General features: G+C 44.2%; 17 protein-coding genes. 7 read left to right on the top strand and 10 right to left on the bottom strand.

Annotated elements, in window-relative coordinates; translation table 11 throughout:
- The first annotated feature begins 154 nt into the window (after positions 1-154).
- The 3 genes from PSM36_RS16190 (at position 155) to PSM36_RS16180 (ending at position 5,559) form a co-directional block, all read left to right on the top strand.
- Entirely contained in the window at positions 155-2,116 is a 1,962-nt protein-coding gene (locus tag PSM36_RS16190; RefSeq protein WP_076931792.1) for a hypothetical protein, read from the top strand.
- Positions 2,117-2,217: 101 nt separating this feature from the next.
- Entirely contained in the window at positions 2,218-3,921 is a 1,704-nt protein-coding gene (locus PSM36_RS16185) for a cellulase family glycosylhydrolase (protein ID WP_076931791.1), read from the top strand.
- A gap of 81 nt (positions 3,922-4,002) precedes the next feature.
- The gene (locus PSM36_RS16180; RefSeq protein ID WP_154671106.1) at positions 4,003-5,559 is read left to right on the top strand and encodes a glycoside hydrolase family 43 protein; all 1,557 of its coding nucleotides are present in this window, start codon (positions 4,003-4,005) and stop codon (positions 5,557-5,559) included.
- 154 nt (positions 5,560-5,713) lie between these two features.
- Here PSM36_RS16180 and PSM36_RS16175 read toward each other — a convergent pair whose 3' ends face one another.
- The 4 genes from PSM36_RS16175 to PSM36_RS16160 form a co-directional block, all read right to left on the bottom strand.
- Positions 5,714-6,451 (bottom strand): NigD1/NigD2 family lipoprotein, encoded by a 738-nt coding sequence (locus PSM36_RS16175; protein ID WP_076931790.1) that lies wholly within the window; start codon positions 6,449-6,451, stop codon positions 5,714-5,716.
- A 243-nt stretch (positions 6,452-6,694) separates the two neighbouring features.
- Positions 6,695-8,542, bottom strand: coding sequence for a YgiQ family radical SAM protein (locus PSM36_RS16170; RefSeq protein WP_076931789.1), 1,848 nt, complete (start codon positions 8,540-8,542; stop codon positions 6,695-6,697).
- Positions 8,535-10,250, bottom strand: a complete 1,716-nt coding sequence (locus tag PSM36_RS16165; protein ID WP_076931788.1) for a SulP family inorganic anion transporter — start codon at positions 10,248-10,250, stop codon at positions 8,535-8,537. The genes PSM36_RS16170 and PSM36_RS16165 overlap by 8 nt, the downstream gene beginning before the upstream one ends.
- A 127-nt stretch (positions 10,251-10,377) precedes the next feature.
- Positions 10,378-11,022 carry a DUF4294 domain-containing protein gene (locus PSM36_RS16160; protein ID WP_083711104.1) on the bottom strand — a complete coding sequence of 215 codons (645 nt, stop codon included), beginning with the start codon at positions 11,020-11,022 and terminating at the stop codon, positions 10,378-10,380.
- A 201-nt stretch (positions 11,023-11,223) separates the two neighbouring features.
- Between PSM36_RS16160 and PSM36_RS16155 the strand changes: the two genes are divergently transcribed.
- The 3 genes from PSM36_RS16155 to PSM36_RS16145 all read left to right on the top strand — a co-directional run bounded on the left by PSM36_RS16155 (position 11,224) and on the right by PSM36_RS16145 (position 16,899).
- Positions 11,224-13,026, top strand: a complete 1,803-nt coding sequence (locus PSM36_RS16155; protein ID WP_076931786.1) for an AMP-dependent synthetase/ligase — start codon at positions 11,224-11,226, stop codon at positions 13,024-13,026.
- A 246-nt stretch (positions 13,027-13,272) separates the two neighbouring features.
- A complete protein-coding gene (gene leuS, locus PSM36_RS16150) occupies positions 13,273-16,026 on the top strand; it encodes a leucine--tRNA ligase (protein WP_076932329.1) in 2,754 nt (917 codons plus the stop codon).
- Positions 16,027-16,899 (top strand): YitT family protein, encoded by an 873-nt coding sequence (locus PSM36_RS16145; RefSeq protein WP_076931785.1) that lies wholly within the window; start codon positions 16,027-16,029, stop codon positions 16,897-16,899. It abuts the gene before it with no gap.
- 2 nt (positions 16,900-16,901) lie between these two features.
- Here the strand turns inward: PSM36_RS16145 and PSM36_RS16140 are convergent, their stop codons facing one another.
- The 6 genes from PSM36_RS16140 to nusB form a co-directional block, all read right to left on the bottom strand.
- The gene (locus PSM36_RS16140) at positions 16,902-19,730 is read right to left on the bottom strand and encodes an FAD-binding and (Fe-S)-binding domain-containing protein (RefSeq protein WP_076931784.1); all 2,829 of its coding nucleotides are present in this window, start codon (positions 19,728-19,730) and stop codon (positions 16,902-16,904) included.
- Positions 19,731-19,947: 217 nt separating this feature from the next.
- Positions 19,948-20,145, bottom strand: a complete 198-nt coding sequence (locus PSM36_RS16135) for a winged helix-turn-helix domain-containing protein (protein ID WP_076931783.1) — start codon at positions 20,143-20,145, stop codon at positions 19,948-19,950.
- A 110-nt stretch (positions 20,146-20,255) separates the two neighbouring features.
- On the bottom strand, positions 20,256-20,840 hold the full coding sequence (gene coaE / locus PSM36_RS16130) for a dephospho-CoA kinase (RefSeq protein WP_076931782.1): 585 nt from the start codon (positions 20,838-20,840) through the stop codon (positions 20,256-20,258).
- Positions 20,837-21,835: a YbbR-like domain-containing protein gene (locus PSM36_RS16125; protein WP_154671051.1), complete on the bottom strand. Its 999-nt coding sequence runs from the start codon at positions 21,833-21,835 to the stop codon at positions 20,837-20,839. The genes coaE and PSM36_RS16125 overlap by 4 nt, the downstream gene beginning before the upstream one ends.
- Positions 21,836-21,844: 9 nt before the next feature.
- Positions 21,845-22,168 carry a preprotein translocase subunit YajC gene (gene yajC / locus PSM36_RS16120; protein WP_091906788.1) on the bottom strand — a complete coding sequence of 108 codons (324 nt, stop codon included), beginning with the start codon at positions 22,166-22,168 and terminating at the stop codon, positions 21,845-21,847.
- A 17-nt stretch (positions 22,169-22,185) separates the two neighbouring features.
- Positions 22,186-23,112: a transcription antitermination factor NusB gene (gene nusB, locus PSM36_RS16115; protein ID WP_076931779.1), complete on the bottom strand. Its 927-nt coding sequence runs from the start codon at positions 23,110-23,112 to the stop codon at positions 22,186-22,188.
- A gap of 382 nt (positions 23,113-23,494) precedes the next feature.
- On the opposite strand from nusB, the gene PSM36_RS16110 reads away from it, so the two are divergent.
- The gene (locus tag PSM36_RS16110) at positions 23,495-25,399 is read left to right on the top strand and encodes a beta-N-acetylhexosaminidase (protein ID WP_076931778.1); all 1,905 of its coding nucleotides are present in this window, start codon (positions 23,495-23,497) and stop codon (positions 25,397-25,399) included.
- The last annotated feature ends 34 nt before the right edge of the window (positions 25,400-25,433 follow it).

The raw sequence follows: 25,433 nt of genomic DNA, 5'->3' as shown, positions 1-25,433 counted from the left end.
TTCTCACCCGAGTTCATGACTAAATGCGAGTTCCATACGACACCATTGAAAATAAATAATTTTAATCGTATGAAACGAGCATGAAAATGATTTCACCCAAGTTCATGATTATCGCGAGTTCCATACACCGAAATATAAAAAATAAAATAATCGTATGAAATCTATATACATATTTATAGCAAGCGTAATTATACTTTTTTCCGCTTGTACGCCCGAACAATATGATTTGGGTGTAAAGGATGTAACACCGGACGATCTGGTGGAAGGAATTGCATTCAAAATAGAACATGATGCATCAAACCCCAATATCGTCTATCTTTCCAGTCTGATGGATAGCAGATATACCCCCCTGTGGAGTCACCCTCAGGGACGCAGTCAAAAGCAGAAAATAACATTAAAAATAGCTTTCCCCGGCACATACGAAGTAAAATTCGGCGTAGAAACACGGGGAGGGGTAGTATATGGAAATCCCGTTACTTTTACGATTGATGACTTCTATGCCGAGTTTGTAAGTGATGAATTATGGACATTGCTTTCAGGCGGTGTAGGCAATGCTAAAACATGGTATCTCGATCTCGATGCAGATGGAGTGAGCCGTTACTTCATTGGACCATTGTATTTTTATGGAACCGATGATAGCTGGGAAACAGTGACCAATGGCGTTACACTGCCTGAAGGGAGTGACTCATGGAACTGGAATCCCGACTGGCCTGGCAATAGCTGGTTGATGGATGCAGCCGACTTTGGCTCAATGACTTTCGATTTGAGAGACGGTGCAAATGTGGTGGTAGAACATAAAACGATCCCGTCGAGAGGAATAGAAAGGGGTAGCTATATGCTCGATGTGGATGACCATACTTTAAGGATGACAGATGCCTCACCTTTGCACGATATCAACCGTGACGGGGTAGTAATAGATTGGGGAGACATCAAGATCATGTCGCTTACCGAAAATACATTGCAATTGGCTGTATTACGAGATCCCGAACTGTCGGGAGAGGGAGCCTGTTTGCTGGTTTATAATTTCATCAGCAAGGAATATTATGACAACTGGACTCCGGGTGAGCAGGAAGAACCCGAGCCATCGCTTCCCGATAACTGGATGGATGATGTGTCACAGACCGTTCAGAAAACCATTGTATGGAAATTATCGGAAGCCAATCCGCTGGATTGGTGTGGTTTGGACGGAGCAAAAATGAACGGATGGAATAAACCCGAAGATTATCCGGATTGGTTGGGAACCCCAGATCCTACCGTTTATGGAGATTTCAGCCTGACACTCAACTCCGAGGATATGGAGGCAGCTTTCAAGCTGCCTGACGGAACGGAACTGACAATGGGCTATTCATTGGACGATAAAGGGATCTATACTTTTGATGAGACTGTTCCTGATTTTTCGATTATCAGTTGGGCATCTTTCCATCTCGATGCCAACCGTCAATTGCGTATTATGAGTATCGAAAAAGATGCTTCTGGAAGCGTTTCGGGGATATGGCTGGGAGCCCGCGATCCGGAAAAACCGGAATATATGGCCTATCACCTGATCCCATCTGCTGGCGGCAGTACGTCTGCCGATCCCTTAAAAGCATGGAAAAATGCCTTTGCAGGAAAGACCTTCAAACCCGATGTTCACTGGTTTGTCGACTGGGTAGGTGGCGCACCCGGTTTCTCAGGAGGATGGACAAGTTCTTCCACTTTCGGAGATGATTATACGTCCAACGGTTGGGTATGGGATGCCAATGTGAGAGCAGTTGCTGAGAGTGCCACTCTTAAGTTCGGCTTAGAGGGTGATAAGCTGAAAGTAACATTGAATCAATTAAAAGAGGGAGTTGATTATTCTGCGACAGGTGATGTGACAATTAATGCCGCTGATAACATACTGAATATAAGCATACCATTAGTAGATTATGCAGGGACAGCAGCCTCATGGCTGGGAACTGTGAATGATAAATCTCCCACGGGAAACTCTTCCGACTGGTTTTTTGTTTCTCATGGAGGATCTAATTTATCGAATATAGATACCCAGGGCTTCTGGTTAGGACGCTATACCTCTTCTATTGCCGCAGGAGATGAAAATGATGAAGTTTTGATCTTCCATTACGTGTTAGCTGAATAAAGAGGGTAACTAATGGGTCACAAAATATCGTCAGACGAATGCTTTAGTTGCAATCATACGACTTACGAAACTTGAATCACTAACATTTCTGTAAAAATAGAATGATGGATCTCATTAGGCAATATTTTATGGGAGTTTCTTTGCTCCTGGCGATTTTCTTTTACGCGACAGCCTGTTCCGGCAATGATGAGCCGGTAGCGCCGGAAATCATACCGGCCAAATCGGAGATGACTTTCTCCAAAACAGGAGGAACCGAGACACTGTCTGTAAAATCAAATGTAGCATTGGAGGTAAAAAGTAACGACGAAAGCTGGTGCCGGGTGGCACCGGCTTTTTCTGCTTCGGATGCCGTTTATAAATACACTGTTACGGTAGATGCCAATCCGGATACCGATGACCGTTCCACTACGATAACAGTAAAAGGGGGTAATATTACCCAAACCATAAACGTAGCTCAAACCGCTGCCGATGGATTGATGGTAACGCCAACTACATTCGATGATATAACCGGAGAGGGCACTCAGATTGAAGTCAGGTTGACGACAAATGGTGCGGTTACCGTCACCTGCAACGATAGCTGGATTACCGAAATAAGCAGTCGTGCCGCGATGACGGAACGAACCCTGACTTTTAACGTGGCAGCCAACTATGGCGATCCTCGCACGGGAAGTATCACCTTCACTTTGGGAGACCTTACGGAAACTGTAACCGTAAACCAGCTTGCAGGCAATATCCCGAACGTAGGAATGGAGAGCGACGCCCTGGTATTGGCGGCTAAAATGTATGCGGGCTGGAATATAGGAAATACACTCGAAGCCATTGGTGGCGAGACGGCCTGGGGTAATCCCAAAGTAACCGAAGACTATATAAAGAAAATAAAAGAACTCGGTTTTAATGCTATACGCATTCCGTGTGCATGGGACCAGTATATCGAAGATGCTGAAACGTATAAAATTAAGGATAGTTGGCTGAACCGCGTAAACGAGGCAGTGGGCTATTGTGTTACCAACGGTATGTATGCCATCGTTAATATCCATTGGGACGGAGGATGGTTGGAAAACAACTGTACGCCCGACAAGCAGGAGGAAAACAATAAGAAACAACATGCTTTATGGACGCAGATCGCCAATAAGCTCAAGCATTACGACGAACATCTGCTCTTTGCCGGCACCAACGAACCGAACGTGGATAACGCCCAGAAGATGGTCGTATTGAAATCATACCTGCAGACGTTCATCGATGCGGTGCGAGCCACAGGCGGAAACAATGCCGTACGCAACCTGATTGTACAAGGCCCTAATACCGATATCGACATAACCAATAATCTGTTTGGCGATATGCCGACGGATGTTGTGCCCAACCGGTTGATGCTCGAAGTGCATTATTACAATCCGTGGACATTCTGTGGTCTGACGCAGGATGAAAGCTGGGGTAGGATGGCTTACTTCTGGGGAACCCACTCTGTAACCGGATCGGATCGCAATGCCACTTCCGGTGACGAAGCAGAAATGAAATCATTGTTTGCCAAAATGAAGACGAAGTTCGTGGATAAAGGTATCCCTGTCATCCTGGGTGAGTATGGTGCTATCACGATGCGTACCGGATTGGGAGAACATCAGGAGGCACATAACAAGTCCCGCAATCTCTACGACGAAACCGTGACACGCGAAGCCAAGAATCACGGAATGGTTCCTTTCTATTGGGAGACAGGCGGAGTGGTAAATCGAAATACGGGTGAAATTAAAGACAATTACGCGATGGACGGCATTTTGAAAGGAGCAAAAGAGGGAAAATATCCTTTCTGAAACTGAGTGGAAGATACTTTCATGAAAAATAATAATTATATGAGGGCAATCAATTTAGTGAAAACTATTATTTGCATAGCGATGACCGTATGTGCTATCAACAATATGCAGGCTCAAAACGGGTATAAAAACCCTGTAATAAGGGGATTTAATCCTGATCCAAGTATTTGTAGGGTGAATGACGACTTTTATCTCGTGACCTCTTCTTTCGAATATTTCCCGGGATTGCCTATTTATCACAGTAAAGATCTTGTCAACTGGCAGCAAATAGGACATTGCCTTACTAGGGACTCCCAACTGCCATTGCATAAAGCACCTGCGTCTGCGGGTCTATTTGCACCTTCTTTACGTTATCATGATGGGTTGTTCTATGTAATCTGCACCAATGTGTCTGGAGGAGGAAATTTCTTTTGTACAGCTACCGATCCTGCCGGTTCATGGACTGAGCCTGTATGGATTGATATAAATAGTATCGACCCGGATATATTTTGGGATGATGATGGAAGAACCTATTTTGTTACCCAGGGAGATGAAGGCATCCGTGTTACTGAAATAGATATAAATACAGGAAAGAGATTGGCGCCCGAACGTCTTGTCTGGGGAGGTATAGGTGGCCGTTTCCCTGAAGCACCTCACATATACAAGAAAGATGGATATTATTATTTATTGTTGGGAGAAGGTGGGACTGAATATATGCATAGCGCTACCATCGGACGCAGTAAACATCTTTATGGCCCCTACGAATCCTGTCCTCTTAATCCGATTCTCACACACGCTAATCGTTTAGGTCAGGCCAACCAGATTCAGGGTGTGGGACATGCCGATCTTGTCCAGGCTCAGGATGGTTCATGGTGGATGGTATTTCTGGGGTTTCGGGTAACTCATAAGTGGGCTTATTATCATGTGCTTGGACGGGAGACATTCCTTGCTCCCGTTGATTGGCCTACAGGTGGATGGCCTCAGGTTAACGGTAATGGCACAGTATCAATCCAAATGAATGTCCCGACATTACCTCTTAAGCCGTTTGAGATGGTGCCTACTCGAACTGAATTCAATGAAGACAAGTTGAACTTTGATTGGCAATATTTACGAAATCCTATAAGAGATAATTATTCCTTAATAGAAGAGAAAGGACATTTAAGAATAACCGCATCCCCTTACACACTGAATGATGCCGAAGCTGTTTCTATGGTTTGCAGAAGACAGACAGGGCACGATTTCACAGCTGCAACACATCTGGAATTCAATTCTTTAAACGATAATGAAGAAGCCGGGATGACTTTGATACAAAATAATACGCATCATTATGACTTGTTATTAAAAAAATCAGATAAAAACAGGATTATCCAGTTACGTGTCCGTATAGGTTCGCTATCATATATTGCTGCTGAAAAAGTGGTTGACGGAAATAAAGTTTTGCTCAAGATAGAAGGTTCCCCGGATCAATATTCATTCTATTTTGCTGACCCGCAAAAAAAAGAATACATTGAATTAGGTAAACAGGATACGCGCTATCTGAGTACTGAAGTTGCCGGAGGATTCACCGGAGTAATGATTGGGCTGTATGCTTCATCCAATGGCAAATCGAGTAATGCTAAAGCATATTTCGACTGGTTTGATTATCAGCATGGAGAATAAAATATTAAGTATCTTGAAAACCTCTATTCGGTCATGAAATATTCATTATAGTCAATAAAGCAAACCGGGTGGTTTCTTCACAGAGACCACCCGGCTATTGGAAAATCAAAAAGTCATATAAGAAATAGAACTAATTAAGTTGTGGTTTCGATATTTAATAGTATTCATTCGATGATATTACAGGTGTAAGTGTCCGGGCGGTTTTTTCCGCAACGGGTTGGTTATACCTGTAAACCAAGTCGTATGTTGTTTCTCCGTTCCATCCTTTCACTTTAATGGAAAGGTTTACAGAGTCGGCGTTATCATCCCTGAAGGGTTTCAGATCGAAACAAACAAAACCTTCATATAATTTTGTCTGTGTACTCTCATAAGCATTGTGACGGAACTCCAGATCAATTGCGTTGGGTGATGATCCTTCTGAAAGTGTATTCTCTACAAGGTTGATCAGGTGCGGTTTTACACCACCATAATTGAACAAAAACGATACATTCAGATAATCACCCCCTACCCATATGTCCTTGATCCTTACCGGATCGTTGCCTATGCTGTCTTCGTTCTCCGCATTTAACTCAATTGGTTGCTTTGTAAGGATATTCCAGATATCATTTACTTTGATGTCATAATCGTATGTTGTTCCCGGGCTGTCCCAAAGAATAGTATAATTAAGAAAGACACGCTGGTTGTCCTTCGGGGTATATCTTATATTACTGGCCGCAGGCCATAGGCGTTTGCCATTGTCCAATAAGAATGAATAGTTGTTTTCGCCTTCCGGTACGACTGTGGCTATACTGATGTAAATATCTCCCAATGACCTTCCATTATCGTCACAGGAGGGAATAGCCAGTAAAAACCCCATCAAAAGGATACTGATTTTTAATACTGATTTCTTCATGCAACTATATTCTATTTTGTTTTCTTTTCTTTATTATAACAGATGCATAAAAAGAGAAAACGCTGCATGAAGAAACAGGGAAATTTTAATATTTAACATTGTTTAAGTTGTTCAGCCCAATTAGAGCTATTATTTCTTTACATTACTTTTGGTAAGTATATTTGAGAAATATGTATGATTAAAAGGATTAAAAAAGCCGGATGATTTAGTCGTAATCACACAACTTGTGAAACTTGAGTTTCTTTATAGAATATCTTTTGAATAAAGTTTTTTGATCAGGTCGGGCCTACCTATTCGTTTAAGTCTTTTGATTACCGATTGTCTCTGTTTAGGATCATACCAAAAGAAAAATTGACGTTGCTCATTTTTTTCCTCTTTGGTTTTGGCCGTATATACTGGTTGCAATGTATAAGGATGATAACCGGTGTAATAGATTTCGGTAGCCAGTGTCATGGGAGAAGGAGTGAAGTCCTGTATCTGTTCCAGCTTGAAGTTCAGTTTTTTTGTGATAACGGCCAGTTCAGCCATATCTTCCTCTCTACATCCCGGATGCGATGAAATGAAGTAAGGAATTAATTGTTGATTCAGTGAATGTTTTTTATTCACTTCATCGAAGATTTGTTTGAACCGGTCGAAATAACCGAAAGAAGGTTTCCGCATTATTTTCAGGGTATCATCCGATGTGTGTTCAGGAGCCACTTTCAATCTGCCTGAGACATGATTCCTGATCAGTTCGCCGAGGTATGTCCGGTACGATTCATTGGTTTTCTCATCGTTGCTCTCCTGCAACAGCATATCGTAGCGGATGCCGCTTCCGATAAATGATTTCTTTATTCCCGGCAATGCATCCACCGCCCTGTATATCTCTATCAGGTCGGAATGATCGGTATTCAGGTTAAAACAGACCTTCGGGAAGATGCAGGAGGGTTTTTTACACTTTTCGCAAATAGAGAGATCCTTCCCTTGCATCCGGTACATATTAGCAGAGGGGCCTCCCAGATCACTGATATATCCTTTGAAGTCGGGCATCTGGGTGATTTTCTCCACTTCATCCAAAATAGATTGTTTGGAGCGTGAAGCAATGAATTTCCCCTGGTGTGCAGAGATAGTGCAGAAAGCACATCCCCCGAAACATCCTCTATGGAGATTGACCGAGAATTTGATCATCTCATAAGCCGGGATATGCTTGCCCTTGTATTTTGGATGGGGTAGCCGGGTATAAGGAAGGTCGAACGAGGCGTCAATCTCTTCCTCTCCCATCGGGGGATAGGGGGGATTGACGACAAGCGTTCTGCCATCTACCTTTTGAAGAATGCGTGCAGCACGGAGCCGGTTGGATTGTTCCTCTACCACACGGAAATTTTTAGCCTGTTTCAATTTATCTTTCGCACACTCCTCATGCGAAAAAAGGGAGATTTCTTCATTGAACGGATTTTCCGGAGCTTCAGTGCATAGAAAGGCGGTTTGCGGAATATCATTGATCTTCTGGATGGATTTTCCGCTGTGGATCTCACGTATCAGTTGTTTCAGGGGGAGTTCCCCCATTCCGTATATCAGCAGGTCGGCTTTTGCATCTGTCAGGATGCTTTTGTGGAGTTTATCATCCCAATAATCGTAATGGGTGACCCGGCGCAGTGAAGCTTCCACTCCGCCGATTACGACCGGTATGTCGGGATAGAGTTCTTTCAGGATACGGGAATAGACAGTTACTGCCCTGTCGGGGCGCATATCGGCCCGGCCGTCAGGGGTGTAAGCATCCTGTGATCGGAGCCTTTTATTGGCTGTGTAATGATTGATCATTGAATCCATTACGCCGGCGGTCACTGCAAAGAAGAGGCGGGGAGTGCCCAGTTTCTTGAAATCACGTAAATCGTCCCGCCAGTTGGGTTGTGGTACAATCGCCACACGTAAGCCCTGGCTTTCGAGCAGGCGGCCAATTACTGCTGTGCCAAAAGAGGGGTGATCGATATAGGCATCACCGGAGAAAAGGATCACATCCAGGGTATCCCATCCACGAAGATCCAATTCTTTCTTAGTGGTAGGTAACCAGTCTGTGGGTTGGTAGGATCGGTTGTTAATCGGATCAACCATCGTTAGCCTGTTTTTGCCCTGCATTCAATAATACAGCTCTCTCTACTGCCAGGTGGATATTGGAACAGATATTCTCACTCCCGATGATCTGTGGAATATCCGACTTTTCGATACTTTCGCGTACATTCTCTTTCACTCCTGAAAGAATGATTTGTATCTTCTCTTTCTTTGACCGTCTACACAACATTTCGAGGTTGTTCAATCCGGTTGAGTCGATGAAAGGCACCATTCGCATACGGATAATCCGAATACGTGGATGATCCCCCAATTCCCGTGTTATCTCATCGAATTTACTGGCTACTCCAAAAAAGAAAGGCCCTTCAATTTCATAGACTTCCACACCATCGGGCAGATGAAGTACTTCTTCCTGAGTGTCGGCAGATTGGGATTCCATCTCTTTTGCCAGATCAATACTTCCGGTAGTACGGGATATCTGGGTACTTTCATTCATTCTCTTGAGAAAGCCGAAAATCGCAAGCATCAAACCGACTCCTATGGCGATGGTCAGATCGAAAATAACAGTAAGCAAAAAGGTGGTCATCAGAATACCCATAGTCGATTTCGACTGTCTGGTGAGTAATACGAATGTACGCCACTCACTCATGTTGTATGCTACAACCACCAATACCCCTGCAAGGCAAGCCATGGGGATATGCCGGGTAAGATCACCCAGGAACAGGACTATCAACAGGAGTACCACGGCGTGGATAATTCCCGCGACAGGTGTCCTTCCGCCATTGTTGATGTTGGTCATTGTGCGTGCAATGGCTCCGGTAGCCGGGATACCTCCAAAAAATGGGGTGATGATATTGGCCGCGCCCTGTGCCACCAGTTCCATATTCGAATTGTGCTTGTGTCCGGTTGCTCCATCCGCTACCGTAGCCGATAATAGTGATTCGATAGCTCCCAGCATGGCTATGGTAAATGCGGCAGGGGACAGCAACCGGATGCTTTCGAGACTTAGCGGTATTTGTTCCATATCAGGCAACTGGTTGTTGATGATAAACCTGTCGCCAATAGTCTCTATGGTTGTAATGCCTCCGTAGGTTTTCATCAGGTAAGCCGCCAAAGTCATCACGACAAGTGCTACCAGTGAGCCCGGCACCTTTCTTGATATTTTTGGGGTGAATATGATAATGACTACGCTTATCATGGCGATGAGTGCAGCCCACCAATTGATCGAGCCGAAATGCTGGAGGTAGACACCCCATTTTTCAATGAAGCCGGACGGCAATGCTGGAGTGGTAAGTCCGAAAAAATCTTTTATCTGTGTGGAGAAGATGGTCAGGGCGATACCACTTGTGAAGCCGATAACAATGGGATAGGGGATAAATTTGATGACTGCTCCCAGTTTCAGGAAACCCATTGCCAAAAGCATTATGCCGGCCAGTACGGTCGCAATGGCAAGGCCTTGCACTCCGTATTGCTCTACAATACCATAGACAATCACGATAAAGGCGCCGGTAGGACCACCGATCTGAACTTTACTGCCACCCAGGAATGAGATGATGAATCCGGCGATTATGGCTGTATAGATCCCCTTCTCCGGCGCAACTCCTGATGCAATCCCAAAAGCAATGGCCAGTGGCAATGCTACCACTCCCACAATTAATCCTGACATCAGGTCGGCAAAGAATTTCTCTTTGTTATAGGTTTTTAATGATTGAAAAAGTACAGGTTGAAAATCCTGCAAGAAATTTATCCTCATGAAAATAACGTGAATAATATACCCGGGTGCCTAGGTGCCCGGAAAAATGACAATGCAAAGGTAACAAATTAATGTGATGATTTGATGATAATGCACTTCATGCGATAATTAGTAATTACTAAATTCATCACACCGCTCCTTGTTCCACAAGGACGCAGACACGCTCTGTTACACGGTCTTCTCCAAAGGGGTTATACCTGGTCTTGAGGCTATTGCCGAACATTCCGGCAAACAGGTTGTAGGACCACGCTTTAAAACTACCCATAAAGGCGTCGATAATGTGATAGGAGGAGGAGTTGGTTTCCCGGTCAACTAATTTCATTAATAGTTGTCCCTGCGACCGGGTAAGTTTTTTCATTTTGGGGGTATATTGATCCATAAGGTATTTCTCCATCCGATTGAGGTGTTTTTGCCGCTCTTTATCGTTGGGAAGCGTCTCCATATATTCATATGTTTCCAGGATAATGGCCGCAATTTCTTTCGCGTAAGGGAGTGTTTTCTTTACATCACGAACCAGCCTGGTATAGGCTATCTGATCTTTGGTGTTGCGGAAGGTAAGCGGAGAATACTTAATAAAATCCTTCAACCACATACAGGCGACAGTGTCACCTTCCAATACCACGGCAGGATACACATTCGGCATTAAAAAAATAGTAGATGCCGGTGTGTTTGAGTCGGGGCTTATGTTAGCTGCATAATACCCCTGTGCTTTTATCGCAGGGGATAAAAGAGTTGTCAATAGTGTAAGGGATATAATGCTCAGTCTTTCCATAACAATGCAAAGATAATGGGTCACTTTTATTTTCTGTCAAAAAAACACGTTAAGTGTAGTTAATTAATCTTCGAGTTTTTAGATTGTTAAGTAAAATTGAACCAACAGAGAATAAAACAGGGCAAAACTATAAAAAAAGCACATTATTTTGAGGCATAATCGGGAAAAAAGTGTATTTTTGACTGAATTAAACAGAAGGCAATGGCATATTCTCATTTAGGCGGACTTGTTCACAGGCAGGCACAAAAATATGGTAAAAAAACAGCAGTCATGTATCAGGGGCCGGCTGGCGAGTGGTTGCATTTGTCATGGAACGATCTATCGGATAAGATCATGAAAGCTGCCCAAGCCCTGGCGGAAATGGCAGTGGAACCGGGAGATAATATCGGGATATATTCCCAGAATATGGGAAAATATCTGATCACCGATTTTGCAGTATATGCCAACAAGGCGGTGATGGTACCGATGTATGCGACTTCTTCGCCGATGCAGGTAAGTTATATTGTGAATGATGCCCGGATAAAACTACTTTTTGTGGGAGAGCAGTTCCAATATAATAATGCATATAAGGTTCAACAAGAGAATAATTTGCTTGAAAAACTGATTGTCTTCGACAGGAATGTCGTTTTGAAACCTGACGACAAGACGTCGGTCTATTTTGATGATTTCATTACTACCGGGGATAATTCCGAGTCGTTGGCATTGGTGAATGCCAGGTTGAAGCAACTGGATAATAACGACCTGGCGACTATTATCTATACTTCAGGGACTACCGGTGAGCCGAAAGGAGTGATGCTGACACATGCCAACTTCTCTGAAATATTCAGGATACATGATATCCGGCTTACCGATTTGTCGGAAAAAGATCTTTCCATGTGTTTTCTTCCTCTTACCCATATCTTTGAAAAGGCCTGGAGTTATTACTGTCTATACAAAGGAATAACTGTGGCAGTGAACAAGGAGCCGGGGGAAATCAGGGAAACCATTAAACAGGTGCGTCCCACATTGATGAGCAATGTCCCCCGTTTCTGGGAAAAGGTATATGATGGTGTGAAAGAGAAAATGGACAGCGCTTCGGGAGTTATGAAATGGCTGTTTACAGATGCCGTGAAAACAGGCCGCCGTCATAATTTGGAATTTATAAACGAAGGGAAGAGGCCTCCGATAGGTAACAGGATAAAATTCTTTCTCTACAGGCATACCGTTTTTTATCTGGTAAAACGGGTAGTGGGTATTGACCGTGGAAATTTCTTTCCTGTAGCAGGGGCTCCTTTGTCGGATACCATTAACGAATTCATGCAGTCGATAGATGTGCACCTGATATATGGTTACGGCCTTACAGAAACTACCGCCACAGTGAGTTGTTTTCCTGCAAGGGGATTCCGTATCGGTACCGTGGGAAAAGTAATGCCTGATGTGGATGTGAAGATCGGGGAGAACAATGAGATATTGGTAAAGGGGGCAACAGTGACGTGTGGGTATTATAATAAACCGGAGGCAACGAAGGCTGCTTTTACCGGGGATGGCTATTTCAGGACAGGAGACGCCGGTTCCCTTACGGAAAATAATGAGATTATTCTCACCGATCGGATTAAGGACCTCTACAAAACTTCCAATGGAAAATATATTGCACCGCAAATGATCGAAACGCGTATAGGGGAGGATAAATATATTGATCAGGTAGCGGTGATTGGAGACGAGCGCAAATTTGTAAGCGCGTTGATCGTTCCTAACTATGAAGCCCTCAAAGCCTATGCCAACCAACAGGGTATTGCGTTCGATTCGATGGAAGGGTTGGTGAACAATCCTGATATCCACGCTTTTATTTTCGGCCGCATCGAACTGCTGCAGGCACAGTTCACTTCCTATGAGAAAATTAAACGCTTCGCTCTGCTATCCGAGCCATTCCGGATGGAAACCGGTGAGTTGACCAATACCCTTAAACTACGGAGAAAAGTGATTCTGGAGAGGTACGCCGATATTATTGATAAGCTTTATGTATAGAGTGTTGAAGATTACCAATTACTAATTACCATATTAGTCTCATTGGCACATTAATCCCATTATCCCATTAAATCACTATCTTTAGAGAATATAGGATGCGCCTCGGAATAACTCAAGCAAGCTTGGTTATTCCCTCGGCTTTCACTATATTTTCATAATATAGGATGCACCTCGGAAAAGCTCAAACAAGTTTGGCTTTTCTCTCGGCTTTCGCTATATTTGCACCGTTTTTTAAAGTGTAAAGGAATGGATTACAATTTTAGAGAGATAGAAACTCGTTGGCAGCAGTACTGGATTGATCATCAGATATATAAGGTGGGCGAAGACCGGTCGAAACCCAAGTTTTATGTGCTTGATATGTTCCCGTACCCTTCGGGAGCAGGGTTGCATGTAGGGCATCCACTGGGATATATCGCATCGGATATCTTTTCAAGATATAAGAGACTACAGGGATTCAATGTGTTGCATCCCATGGGATATGATGCCTATGGTTTGCCGGCCGAGCAGTATGCCATTCAAACCGGACAACATCCGGCCATTACTACTGAAAACAATATCAGACGTTACCGTGAGCAACTGGACAAAATAGGGTTCTCTTACGACTGGAGCCGTGAAGTACGTACCTGTGATCCTGCCTATTATAAGTGGACCCAATGGGCATTCATCCGTATGTTCCATTCCTACTATTGTAATCAGGCACAACAAGCCCGCCCCATCGACGAATTGACAGAGGTCTTCTCACAACAGGGAACTGCCGGTCTCGACCTTGCCTGTAATGAACCGATGGAGTTTTCTGCCGAAGAGTGGAATGCCAAATCAGAAAAAGAGCAACAAGAGATATTGATGAACTACCGTATCGCCTATCTGGGAGATACCATGGTAAACTGGTGTCCGGAGTTGGGAACGGTACTCGCCAATGACGAGGTAAGTGAAGGCCTTTCTATTCGCGGAGGTTATCCTGTGGAACAGAAGAAAATGCGGCAGTGGTGCCTGCGGGTATCGGCTTATGCGCAACGCTTGCTCGATGGATTGGATAAAGTAGACTGGACCGACTCTTTGAAAGAAACACAGCGGAACTGGATAGGACGCAGTGAAGGGGCTGTGATGCATTTTAAGACCTCCCGGGGTAGCACTTTCGATATTTTCACCACCCGTGCTGATACCATCTTCGGCGTGACATTTATGGTGCTTGCGCCCGAAAGTGAACTGGTGGGCGAGCTGACTACCGATAGACAGCGTGAAGCGGTAGAGGAATATATCATCAAAACCAAGAAAAAAACCGAACGGGAACGTATTGCCGACAAATCGGTCAGTGGCGTATTTTCCGGGTCGTATGCCATACATCCCTTTACGGGAGAACAACTTCAGATATGGATTTCGGATTATGTGCTGGCGGGATATGGGACCGGAGCCATTATGGCAGTACCGGCGCATGACAGCCGTGACTATACCTTTGCCAGGCATTTCAACCTGCCTGTCATCCCCCTGGTCGAGGGATGTGATGTGTCGGAAGAGAGTTTCGATGCCAAAGAGGGGATCATGATAAACTCAGATTTCCTGAATGGAATGACCGTAAAGGAAGCTATCCCCGCAGCCATTGATGAGGTAGAGAAACGAGGACTGGGTTATAGGAAGATCAATTTCCGACTCAGGGATGCTATTTTCTCCAGACAACGCTACTGGGGTGAACCTTTTCCTGTCTATTACAAGGACGGAATGCCCTACACTCTTGATGAAAGTGAATTGCCGCTGGAACTTCCGGAAGTGGATAAATACCTCCCTACTGAAACAGGTGAACCTCCGTTGGGGCGTGCTGCAAACTGGTATACCAAAGAGGGCTATCCGCTGGAATTGAATACGATGCCCGGATTTGCGGGATCGTCGGCCTATTACCTGCGCTATATGGATCCGCAGAACGACAATGCATTGGTATCGGAAGATGCCGGCAGCTACTGGCGCAATGTAGACCTTTATATAGGGGGGACGGAGCATGCTACCGGACACCTTGTCTATAGCCGTTTCTGGAATAAATTCCTGTTTGACCTGGGTGTCTCCTGCGAGGAGGAACCCTTTAAAAAGCTGGTGAACCAGGGGATGATCCAGGGAAGGAGCAATTTCGTATACCGGATAAAAGGATCCAATACATTTGTGTCGCTGAATCTGAAAGAGCAGTATGATGTGACACCTATTCATGTGGATGTTAACATCGTGCACAACGATATCCTCGATATAGAAGCATTCAGGAACTGGAACCCCGAGTACAAGACGGCGGAATTTATCCTGGAGGATGGAAAATATATCTGTGGATGGGCTATTGAGAAAATGTCGAAATCGATGTTCAACGTGGTCAATCCCGATGATATAGTGGAGAAGTATGGTGCCGATACGCTCCGTCTTTATGAGATGTTCCTTGGGCCGCTTGAGCAATCCAAACCGTGGGATACTAACGGAATTGATGGTGTACACCGCTTCCTCCGCAGGGTATGGAATCTCTTTTATAAAGAGGGCAATTTATCAGTGACTGACGACGAGCCGACGAGAGAGGAGTTAAAGGCGCTGCATAAACTGATTAAAAAGGTGTCGTTCGATATCGAACATTTTTCTTTTAATACGTCGGTTTCCGCCTTTATGATTTGTGCGAATGAACTCACCTCATTGAAATGCTCCAAAAGAGCGATCCTGGGCGATCTGGTTGTTTGCCTTGCTCCTTTTGCTCCACATATGGCAGAAGAGCTCTGGCACGCGTTAGGTAACAACACAACGGTATGTGATGCGGAATGGCCGGTGTGGAACGAAGAGTTCCTCAAGGAGGATGCCTTCCCTTATGCGATCTCTTTTAACGGGAAATCACGGTTTGTATTGGAATTCCCGACAGATGCAACCAACGAAGAGATCGAAAAAGCAGTGCTTGACCATCCCAATTCCCAAAAATGGATAGAAGGCAAAAGCCCGAAAAAAATAATTATTGTACCAAAGAAAATCGTGAATGTGGTGATATAAATGGGAAAATTACCTGAATTCAGCCTGAAGAGGTTTTACTGGAAAGACTACCTGGTCATCGTCCTGGGTACTTTCATGTATGCATTGGGTGTTACCCAGTTCATTATGCCGCACCATTTTGTGATGGGTGGACTTGCAGGAGCCGCTTTGCTTTTAAATTATGCTTTCGGGTTACCTGTGTCGTTGATGGTATTTGTAATGAATGCCGTGCTGTTATTGGTAGCCTTTAAGGTGCTGGGATGGCAGTTTCTGGTAAAAACTATCGTGGGAGTTTCATTACTGTCCTTTTTCCTGGGTATGTTCGAGAGTTTTCAATGGCAACCGATTATGATGGACGAGCCGCTTATGGCAGGACTGATCGGCTCCATCGTGGCGGGTTCGGGAGTAGGGTTGGTAATGTCGGTCAACGGTAGTAGTGGTGGAACTGATATTGTAGTGCTTATTATCAATAAGTACAGGAATATTACCCCCGGCCGCACAATGTTGTTTGTCGACCTTGTCATTGTGGCCTCTTCTTTTCTTATTTTCAAGAGTATGGAGACCATTGTATTTGGAATCATTATTATTGCGGTGATGGCTACTTCGGTCGATTGGGTGCTGAACGGTATTCGACAATCGGTGCAGTTCTTTATCTTCTCAACCAAGTATGAAGAGATCGCTACCCAGATCAATCTCCAGTTACACCGTGGCTGTACCGTATTGGATGGCGTCGGATGGTACTCCCAAAAGCCACAAAAGGTACTTTTGGTGATGGCCAAGCGAAATGAGTCGACATCCATTTTCCGGCTGGTAAAACAGATCGATGGCAATGCCTTTATCTCACAAAGCAATGTGGTGGGCGTCTATGGACAGGGATTTGACCGGATGAAATAATTTCAGGACTTTCCACTACTCGCCTTATCCACCAGATAGATCATAGATTTATAGGAAATACCACTGTTTATTGATAATCCTATCTCACATGTTCGACTGTTGGAGTATCCCTCTGTGGCATCTCGAATTCCTTGCCTTAGTGGTGCAAGTGCCGAGTTGTTGAGCTCAGGATAGAAAAACCCCCTATCGCCCGCCCAACCACAACAGTTGATATTTTCGGGGATGATCACCTTTTCTGCACAACGTGACGCCACTGCACGAAGTTTCTCTTCCAGATGCATCTTCGTAGAGCTGCAGGTAGTATGGATGGCAATAGATATAGGTTGTAGGGTAAATTGCAGCCGGTCGAGTAAAAAATCGTGGATAAACTCTACCTGGTCATACAGCCTAAGGCGCTTGTCGAGTGTTTCGCGCATATGCAGCAGGCAGGGACTCATATCACAGACAATGGGCAATTCACCGTTTCGACTAGCTTTCAATAGTGCCTCGTTCAACTCATTCTCCTTTTTTTGTGCCTGCTTCCGGAATCCCTTACTGCTAAAAGCCATTCCGCAACACAGGTCATCTTTTCCCTCAGGAATAATAACCGCATAGCCTGCTTTTTTCAGCACTGAAAGCATTTTTTGAGGTATATCTTCCTTCTCTTCATAACCGGATGAAGGACCACCCATGGCACGGGTGATACATGCAGGGAAATAAACAACCATAGGTGCATCGGGGTTGGTGGCAGGGAAAATATTGCGTTTGATTTTTTTACTGCCGGAGGGCGTATGGCGTGTCCATAGCGGGAATGCTCCGTCACCTAACCGGTAAAGCCCTTTTGTCACGCTTTCCATCGTCCGGTACCCTACACTCTTTCCGATGTAATGAGGGATCGGTAACAATCTGCGTAACAAGGAAGTCATTCCTGCCATATTATCGGCAATGGTATCGGCAACCCGGTTGGCGAGCCTGTTGTTTTGCTGCCATCGCAACTCTTTGATAAGTTTTCCTGTATCAATCCCTACCGGGCAGGCAATACCGCACAATCCGTCGGTAGCACAGGTCTCTTCCATAGGATAGGAGATATTTCTCAACTGTTCCTGTACCGGATCCTTTTTCTTATTCCCGGAAACAGCCTGCTCTGACAGATGCCGGTAAGCGATGATCCGTTGCCGGGGGGTAAGGGTCAGATCCTTTGATGGGCAGCTCACTTCACAAAAACCACACTCGATACATTTATCAATAATAGGATTGGCCTCCGGGATCCGTTTCAGGTTCTTGATAAAGATTTCATGGTCATCATTGATCAATACGCCCGGGTTGAGTATATTTTCAGGATCGAAGGCTTTTTTGATGCGCTTCATCAATCCATAAACTTCTCCACCCCATTCTTTTTCTACAAAAGGAGCCATATTCCGGCCGGTACCATGTTCAGCCTTGAGGCTGCCATTATGTTTTACTGCGACCAGTTCGCAGAGTTCCTGCATGAAAACGGCATATTTTTCTACTTCCTCGGGAACATTGATGTCAGGGAATACAGTGAAGTGTACATTCCCGTCTAACAGATGTCCCCACATCACTGCATTTCCATAACCGGTACGGACAAGTAATTCGCGAACGTCGGTAAGTGCATCACCCAGAGACTCGGCCCTGAATGCGATATCTTCAATAATACTGGCTGTACGGGGTGGGCGGGTAGCGGCTGCCGAAGTGAAAAGCCCGTTCCGGACATTCCAGTAGAGGTTGTATAGATGTTTGTCGGTAGTGAATCTGATCGGAGTAAGCGTATCTATATGTGCCAGCTTTTCTTCAATCTCAGCCATTTGTGCCAATAAAGTCCCTTCGTCGTCGGCTGAGGTGTCGATTAACAGTGCGGCAGCACCCTCCGGTAATGACCTCAACTCTTCGGGCATACCCTCTTGGTCTTCCACGGCACGTAACGCGTTACGGTCCATCAACTCGGCAGCGCTTACCTGGCAACTCCGCAGCGGAATGATCGTATTACTCACATCGTGAAGGTTGGAGAAATAGATCATCGCCGTAGCTTTAAGAGGCGCATCGTGAACTGTCTCGAAGGTGGCCTGTGAAACAAAACCCAGGGTTCCTTCCGAACCGATCATCAGGTGCTGGATAATCTGGATGGGATCGCTGAAATCGATCAGCGAGTTCACCCCGTAACCGCAAGTGTTTTTCAATTGGAATTTTGATGTAATCTTTTCCCGGATAGCTTCGTTATTGACAGTCTCTTTGTGCAACTGTTCTATTTCTGCAATAAGCTGAGGATGGTCGGCAATGAAGGCACGGCAACTCTCTTTATCTGCGGTATCCAATAACGAGCCGTCGGCAAAAATAATACGCATCGACCTGATAGTATTGTAACTGTTATACCGGATACCGTAGCTCGATCCACTCGCGTTATTGGCAATGATCCCTCCAATCTTGGCAGAATTGATGGAAGCCGGTTTGGGGCCCAGTTTACGTTTATATCTTATCAATATACGGTTGGCGGCAGCACCGGTGAGTGCGCAGCCGAATGTGGCAGTAGCTCCCTTATCAGTGATGGTGGAGAATTCAAAACCATTCCCTGCTTCCATTAATATGGAATCGGAGATGGTCTGTCCGCTTAAGCTGGTGCCGGCAGCTTTAAATGTTACAGGCATATTTTCTGTCCGGCAGAATTCCAATAAGCGGATTACCTCATCTTCCGAGTTCACCCTTACCACCGCTTTGGGGATAAGCCGGTAGAGCCCTGCGTCAGTTCCTTTGACAAGACGCGAAAGTTCATCAGTGAACACCTGATCCTGAGGGAGTAATTGTAAGAGCCGGTTGCGTAATTGTTTAACTTCCATACTGCAAAGCTACGTATATATTCTTAAAAACGCAATAAATATGTATTGGAAGATATGGCACTAAAATATTGATATGAAACCTATTAAAAACTTTTTACAAAACGTTTAGCGATGGTGCAGTCATTCTTTATTATGAACCGACAAACGAAAGAATAAAAAAAGCTGTCGTTTCGGACAGCTTTTACACACTTTTTCATTTAAACGATGAGTTTCCTTGTCAGCTCAATGATGCGAAGACTTCTTTTTCTTCGGCTTCCAAAGCAACTTTTCCTTCTCTTGCCAGCCATCCCAGTGCTGCGTAGAGGTCTTTGTCGGTTAATTTCGTTGCTTTTTTGATCTCTTTTACATTCTGCCGGCCATTCTCGTCCAGAATTGTCCATACCTTACCGGCGTTGATTCCAATTTGTTCAACCATTCATTTTGATTTTTAATAGTAATAACCTAATAATTTCGGAGCAAAGTTACAGTTATATTTGCAGAAAAACAACAAATCAGGATGATAATCAATCAGGTAGTGTTTTCATATCAATTTTTAGTTACCTCTTTCATCAGGTCTGAGACTTGCCTGATGAGTGAATGCCGGTTGTCATTACAGATCACATAATCGGCATATTTTATTTTTTCCTCTTCAGGGAGTTGGCTGTCCATCCGGGCTTCTACCTCATTGCGTACCGACCCGTCACGTTGAATGACCCTTTCAATGCGAAGCTCTTTTGGGGCTTGTACCATAATCACTTTATCTACAAATTGGTGAAAACCCGCCTCTATAAGCAGGGCGGCGTCGAGGATCACCATAGGGTAATGTCTCCGTTGCAGGCACCATGCCGTAAAATGCCTTGCCAGTTCGGGATGGATAATGGAATTGACAATGGCCAACTTGCGGCTATCATGAAATATGATAGAAGCTAACTTTTTTCTATCGAGCTTGTCATCTATATAGAGGTCTTTTCCAATTTGTAATGTCAGTTGTTCTCGGATATAAGGTGATGAATCGTTCAGTTTTTTTGCTTCCAGATCAGCATTGTACAAAGGAATCCCGTGCAGATGGAAAATTTCTGATACAACAGACTTGCCACTCCCTATTCCTCCTGTGATACCAATCCTTATCATCTTTTAGTCTTACTTTCAAACAGGAATTCCACCGAAGTGGGAGAAATACGGGGATTGATAATAGAAGAGGGTGCGTCGGTGAGTTCAAGTTCCACACGCCCATCCTCGTTAGAATGAAACTTCCTGTAGTCGAGCTTAATGGAGAAATCTTCCGGGACGATCTTCTTATACTCATCAAGTGTGACAGAGAAAGTGACATTGGCGCGTGACGGGAAAAATTTTACATCGAGGTTTGACGGTATATGGGTGGCGGTAATGGGGACCTCGATGGTCCGTTCTGTATATTCACGTATGGGAATATATATATCTACCCGTGAAGGTATAAATTTTACCCCTTCTACATTGTTTATTTTGACTGGCAGTTGCGAAGTGGCCTTCAGGTTTTTGAATACGGTATATTCGGTTACGGCACCTTTCAACTTTTCTAGCGACTGCTGGGAACCGTATGCCATTACTACTTCCGGTATAAAGGTCGCACTGTCTGCCACTAAATTGGCCCTGCTTGTGGTAATCTCACCATCAAAAATTACAGGCAATTCTTTGTTTTGTAACTTAGAGGTTGCCAAAGAGATATTCATAGGATAATAACCCCTTATAGTGGTGCTGGGAAACAGCTGGTTCCTAATGAGTTGCCTGTACTGGTCGCCCTGAAGTACCGTATTGTTGCCTTCAGTAATTTCGGCAACATCGATTTCGAGTGAATCTCTTTTTCTCATATCGAGACGAAAGATCTGCGCTCCATTATCGGCTACACTTACCTCTAAAAAGGAAGGTAAGGGGTTGTCAAACACCACATCGTCGGGGATGTTCGTATATTTTAACGGTATCCTGTAAGTGCCCTCTACGTTTTCTTTCTGAAAGAAGAGCATTAACCAGAAAATAAAAGCCAGCACCAGGAAGAAAAGGAAAGCCAGTACATTTTTCCACTGGACAGTGGAAAAAAAGGCCTTAATCCCAGGGAGCCATTTCTTGATGATAGCTTTTACTTCCATCACAAACGTAGTTTACTTGGTCTGTTGTGCTACGTCGGCCGGTGAGGCGTATACTGAACCCTTTTCAAATTTTAATTTTACGCCATCAGCTACTTCCACTAAAAACCATGTGTCGCCTACCTCTCTGATCCTTCCATGGATACCCCCTGAAGTAACAACCTTATCTCCCGCTTTCATTGCTTCGCGGCTTTTCTGCAATTCTTTCTGTTTTTTCTGTTGCGGACGTATCATAAAGAAATAAAATACGGCGAAAATGGCAACCATCATTAACAGGGTACCGCCCATGCCTCCTGCACCACCTGGCGCTGCTTGTAATAAAACATTCATAAAAATTATTGTTTAGGTGTTTATAATTAATTTTTAAAGATACGCTTTTCTTTTTTTATCTCCTGTACAATCGCATCCAAAATTCCATTGATAAAGGTGCCGCTTTTGGGTGTACTGTATGATTTGGCGATCTCGATATATTCGTTTAGTGAAACATTGGTTGGAATAGACTCAAATGTAAATATTTCGGTAAGTGCTACCTGCATTATGATAAGATCCATGAATGCAATGCGGTCGAAGTCCCACTTTTCGGTATGTTTCTCGATGAGTCCGCGATATTCCTTCTCGTCCAATATGGAATTATGGAGTAACTTCAACGCGTACTCCTTATCTTCTTCGTCCTTAAACATTGGTAGCAGAGGTTGTTTATCGCCATTCTTTGGAGAAAACCGCTTGATGGTCTTCATTACAAAAGTTTGTACGATCTCCACATCGTCATTCCAATAAATGCACTCATCCTCCAAAATATCATCCAGCTCTTCGTTCACGTAGATAAACTGTTTGAACGTTTTCCGCCAGAACTCCTGGTCCTCTTCGTAAGAGGGAGAAGCAATCGCCGTATACTCTTTGTAAGTTTCCGAAGATAAAATCTCGTCTAACAGGCTCTTGATAAATGCCTCGTTAGACTCCCATGACATAGGACGTTCCGCAAGCTGTTTTTGGAACTGTTTGTTCTCGCGCAACTGCAGGATGAACTTATTGTCAATAAGATGGGTGTTGGGATGCAGATCCTCCTCCGTCGGCAAAAATTTATTCCGTTTTGTCTCAATTCTGTTTTGATACGTATCGGTGAGCTCTACCATCAGAAGAAGTAGAAAATAATAAAGATCATATGATTTTTGTAAGCCGAACAATAATTCTTTTTCAGCGTTACGCAAATCTCTATTCGTATTTTGGTACCAAGCATAAACCAATTGTACAACCCTGATACGAATTAAATTCCTGTTAATCATTGTTTTAATGAACGTTTTCGTTAAGCTAAATGAGCATAATACAAACTTGCGTGTATTATGCCATAGCGAGAATTGAAAATCGAGGAGCGAAGGCGACTCAAATTGTCTAACTTTAGTAAACTTAGTTTTAGAGTTGCAAAAGTAGCTATTTTTTTGGTATTAAACACACTGTTGGACGAAAAGTAAGCATATGGGGGTGAAATTAGGACAGTGACCGGTGAATTATTTCAACAAATTTCGTAGATTTGCGTGTATTGTGGAAAAGTGGGAGAGACTGGAGGGGAAATGATGGTGTGCTTCGCACGATAAAAGTGGACTGGGGAGACAAGGAGATCTACATCCTACATCTGAAGTCTTACATTTGAAATTAAAACTAAGTTATATGAAGAAAAGAATTTTTATACTTGTACTTATGTTGGTCGGTATATCGGTTATGGCACAGCAACAGGAACGGAATATTTCTATTATCCCCGAACCTGTTTCGCTTCTTAAGAAAGGAGGGCATTATGTGTTGCCCGATGAAATAATTATTTCAAGTCCGGCAGACAAAGAGACTGCCTACATAAGCCGATTATTGAAAGAAAAACTTTCAACGGCACCCGGGAAAAAAGTGAAGGTAACCACCTCCGCTGCCAATGCGAATATCCAGATCTTATTGAATAAGACGGCCGATAAGGAGATTGGCAACGAAGGATACCGGTTAGAGGTTGCACCCGGGAAAGTGGTACTAAAAGCCAATAAGCCTGCCGGCCTGTTGTATGGGGTGCAAACGTTTTTCCAGCTTTTACCTCCCCAGATCGAGAGTGATAAAAGGGAGGAGAATGTTTCATGGCAGATACCGGTGGTGGAGATTGTGGATTATCCCCGGGTAAAATGGAGGGGATTGATGCTTGATGTCTCACGTCATTTTTTCACGGTAGATGAGGTAAAGCAATTTATCGATAATATGGTGAAATATAAATACAATATATTTCACTGGCACCTTACTGATGACGAAGGTTGGCGTATTGAGATCAAGAGCCTGCCGAAACTGACAGAGGTGGGGGCCTGGCGCACCGGGCAGATAGGCTGGTTCGGCAGCCTTTCCGATCCTGATCCCGATGCTGCTAAGAGCTATGGCGGTTTTTATACCCAGGATGAAATTAAAGAGGTGATTAACTATGCTATGGAGCGCAATGTCCAGGTGATGCCTGAAATAGACGTGCCGGGACACGCTTCTGCGATACTCGCAGCCTATCCCGAATTGGCCTGTTTCCCGGAGAGTGGAGACCATTTTGTGCGTACGGGTGCTCCTTTCCTCGACTGGAATACCGGAGGGCGACCTGCTGCCATTTATGAGAATACGCTTTGCCCTGCCAATGAAAACGTCTATGAATTCATGGATAAGGTGATTACTGAAGTGGCGGAACTTTTCCCGTTTGAGTACATTCATACCGGTGGCGACGAAGCTCCCTATACTTTCTGGGAAAAGAGCCCGGCTGTCAAACAGTTAATGGCCCGTGAAGGAATAGAAAATATGGCTGGCGTACAATCCTATTTCGGTAAACGGGTAGAACAGATCATTCTTTCCAAAAGGAAAAAAATGATGGGTTGGGACGAGATCCTTGAAGGCGGTATCACACCCACTACCGCATTGATGAGTTGGCGTGGGATTGAACATGGGATTGAAGCTTCCAAATCGGGACATTATGTAGTGATGAGTCCGACTAATTATGTATATATCGATTATATGCAGGGTGATCGTTCTACTGAGCCAATTGTATATAACAGTCTGCGATTGAATCAAACCTATCAATTCGACCCTATACCGGAAGGTGCCAATGCACAGTATATATTGGGTGGACAGGCAAACTTGTGGACTGAACAGGTATATAATATCCGTCAGGTGGAATACATGGTCTGGCCGCGCGGATTTGCTGTGGCTGAATCACTCTGGTCTCCAAAAGAAAAAAAGGAATGGAATCGTTTCGTTGCTAAGACAGAAGATCATTTTGCACGTTTCGATTTTGCGCAGACTAAATATTCCCCGGCGATGTACGATCCTATTGTAACAGTCACAAAGGAAGGGGAGGAACTTGTGGTGACACTCACCACAGAAATCGAAGGACTGGATATTTACACCAGTTTCGATGCTTCTACTCCTGACAATTTCTATCCGGTCTATAAGGAACCTTTACGGATTCCGAAAGATGCTTATGTAATGAGGATTATTACTTATCGTGACGGGAAACCTATCGGGCGACTGATGAGTATTTCCGCAGAGGAACTCAGGAAAAGAGTAAAATAAATAATCTCTTAAAAAATATTGGACTGTTGTTTAA

This window comes from Proteiniphilum saccharofermentans, assembly GCF_900095135.1.
GTDB lineage: Bacteria > Bacteroidota > Bacteroidia > Bacteroidales > Dysgonomonadaceae > Proteiniphilum > Proteiniphilum saccharofermentans.
The sequence above is the reverse complement of the archived record's forward strand: the minus strand, read 5'-3'. Positions and strand labels throughout refer to the sequence as shown.

Bases quoted from the DNA above. Each gene is read 5' to 3' on its own strand.
- PSM36_RS16140 (WP_076931784.1), bottom strand. From the start codon at position 19,730: ATGGAAGTTAAACAATTACGCAACCGGCTCTTACAATTACTCCCTCAG.
- PSM36_RS16155 (WP_076931786.1), top strand. From the start codon at position 11,224: ATGGCATATTCTCATTTAGGCGGACTTGTTCACAGGCAGGCACAAAAA.
- PSM36_RS16160 (WP_083711104.1), bottom strand. From the start codon at position 11,022: ATGGAAAGACTGAGCATTATATCCCTTACACTATTGACAACTCTTTTA.
- PSM36_RS16180 (WP_154671106.1), top strand. From the start codon at position 4,003: ATGACCGTATGTGCTATCAACAATATGCAGGCTCAAAACGGGTATAAA.
- nusB (WP_076931779.1), bottom strand. From the start codon at position 23,112: ATGATTAACAGGAATTTAATTCGTATCAGGGTTGTACAATTGGTTTAT.
- PSM36_RS16110 (WP_076931778.1), top strand. From the start codon at position 23,495: ATGAAGAAAAGAATTTTTATACTTGTACTTATGTTGGTCGGTATATCG.
- PSM36_RS16135 (WP_076931783.1), bottom strand. From the start codon at position 20,145: ATGGTTGAACAAATTGGAATCAACGCCGGTAAGGTATGGACAATTCTG.
- PSM36_RS16165 (WP_076931788.1), bottom strand. From the start codon at position 10,250: ATGAGGATAAATTTCTTGCAGGATTTTCAACCTGTACTTTTTCAATCA.
- PSM36_RS16145 (WP_076931785.1), top strand. From the start codon at position 16,027: ATGGGAAAATTACCTGAATTCAGCCTGAAGAGGTTTTACTGGAAAGAC.
- PSM36_RS16170 (WP_076931789.1), bottom strand. From the start codon at position 8,542: ATGGTTGATCCGATTAACAACCGATCCTACCAACCCACAGACTGGTTA.
- PSM36_RS16175 (WP_076931790.1), bottom strand. From the start codon at position 6,451: ATGAAGAAATCAGTATTAAAAATCAGTATCCTTTTGATGGGGTTTTTA.
- coaE (WP_076931782.1), bottom strand. From the start codon at position 20,840: ATGATAAGGATTGGTATCACAGGAGGAATAGGGAGTGGCAAGTCTGTT.
- PSM36_RS16185 (WP_076931791.1), top strand. From the start codon at position 2,218: ATGATGGATCTCATTAGGCAATATTTTATGGGAGTTTCTTTGCTCCTG.
- PSM36_RS16190 (WP_076931792.1), top strand. From the start codon at position 155: ATGAAATCTATATACATATTTATAGCAAGCGTAATTATACTTTTTTCC.
- leuS (WP_076932329.1), top strand. From the start codon at position 13,273: ATGGATTACAATTTTAGAGAGATAGAAACTCGTTGGCAGCAGTACTGG.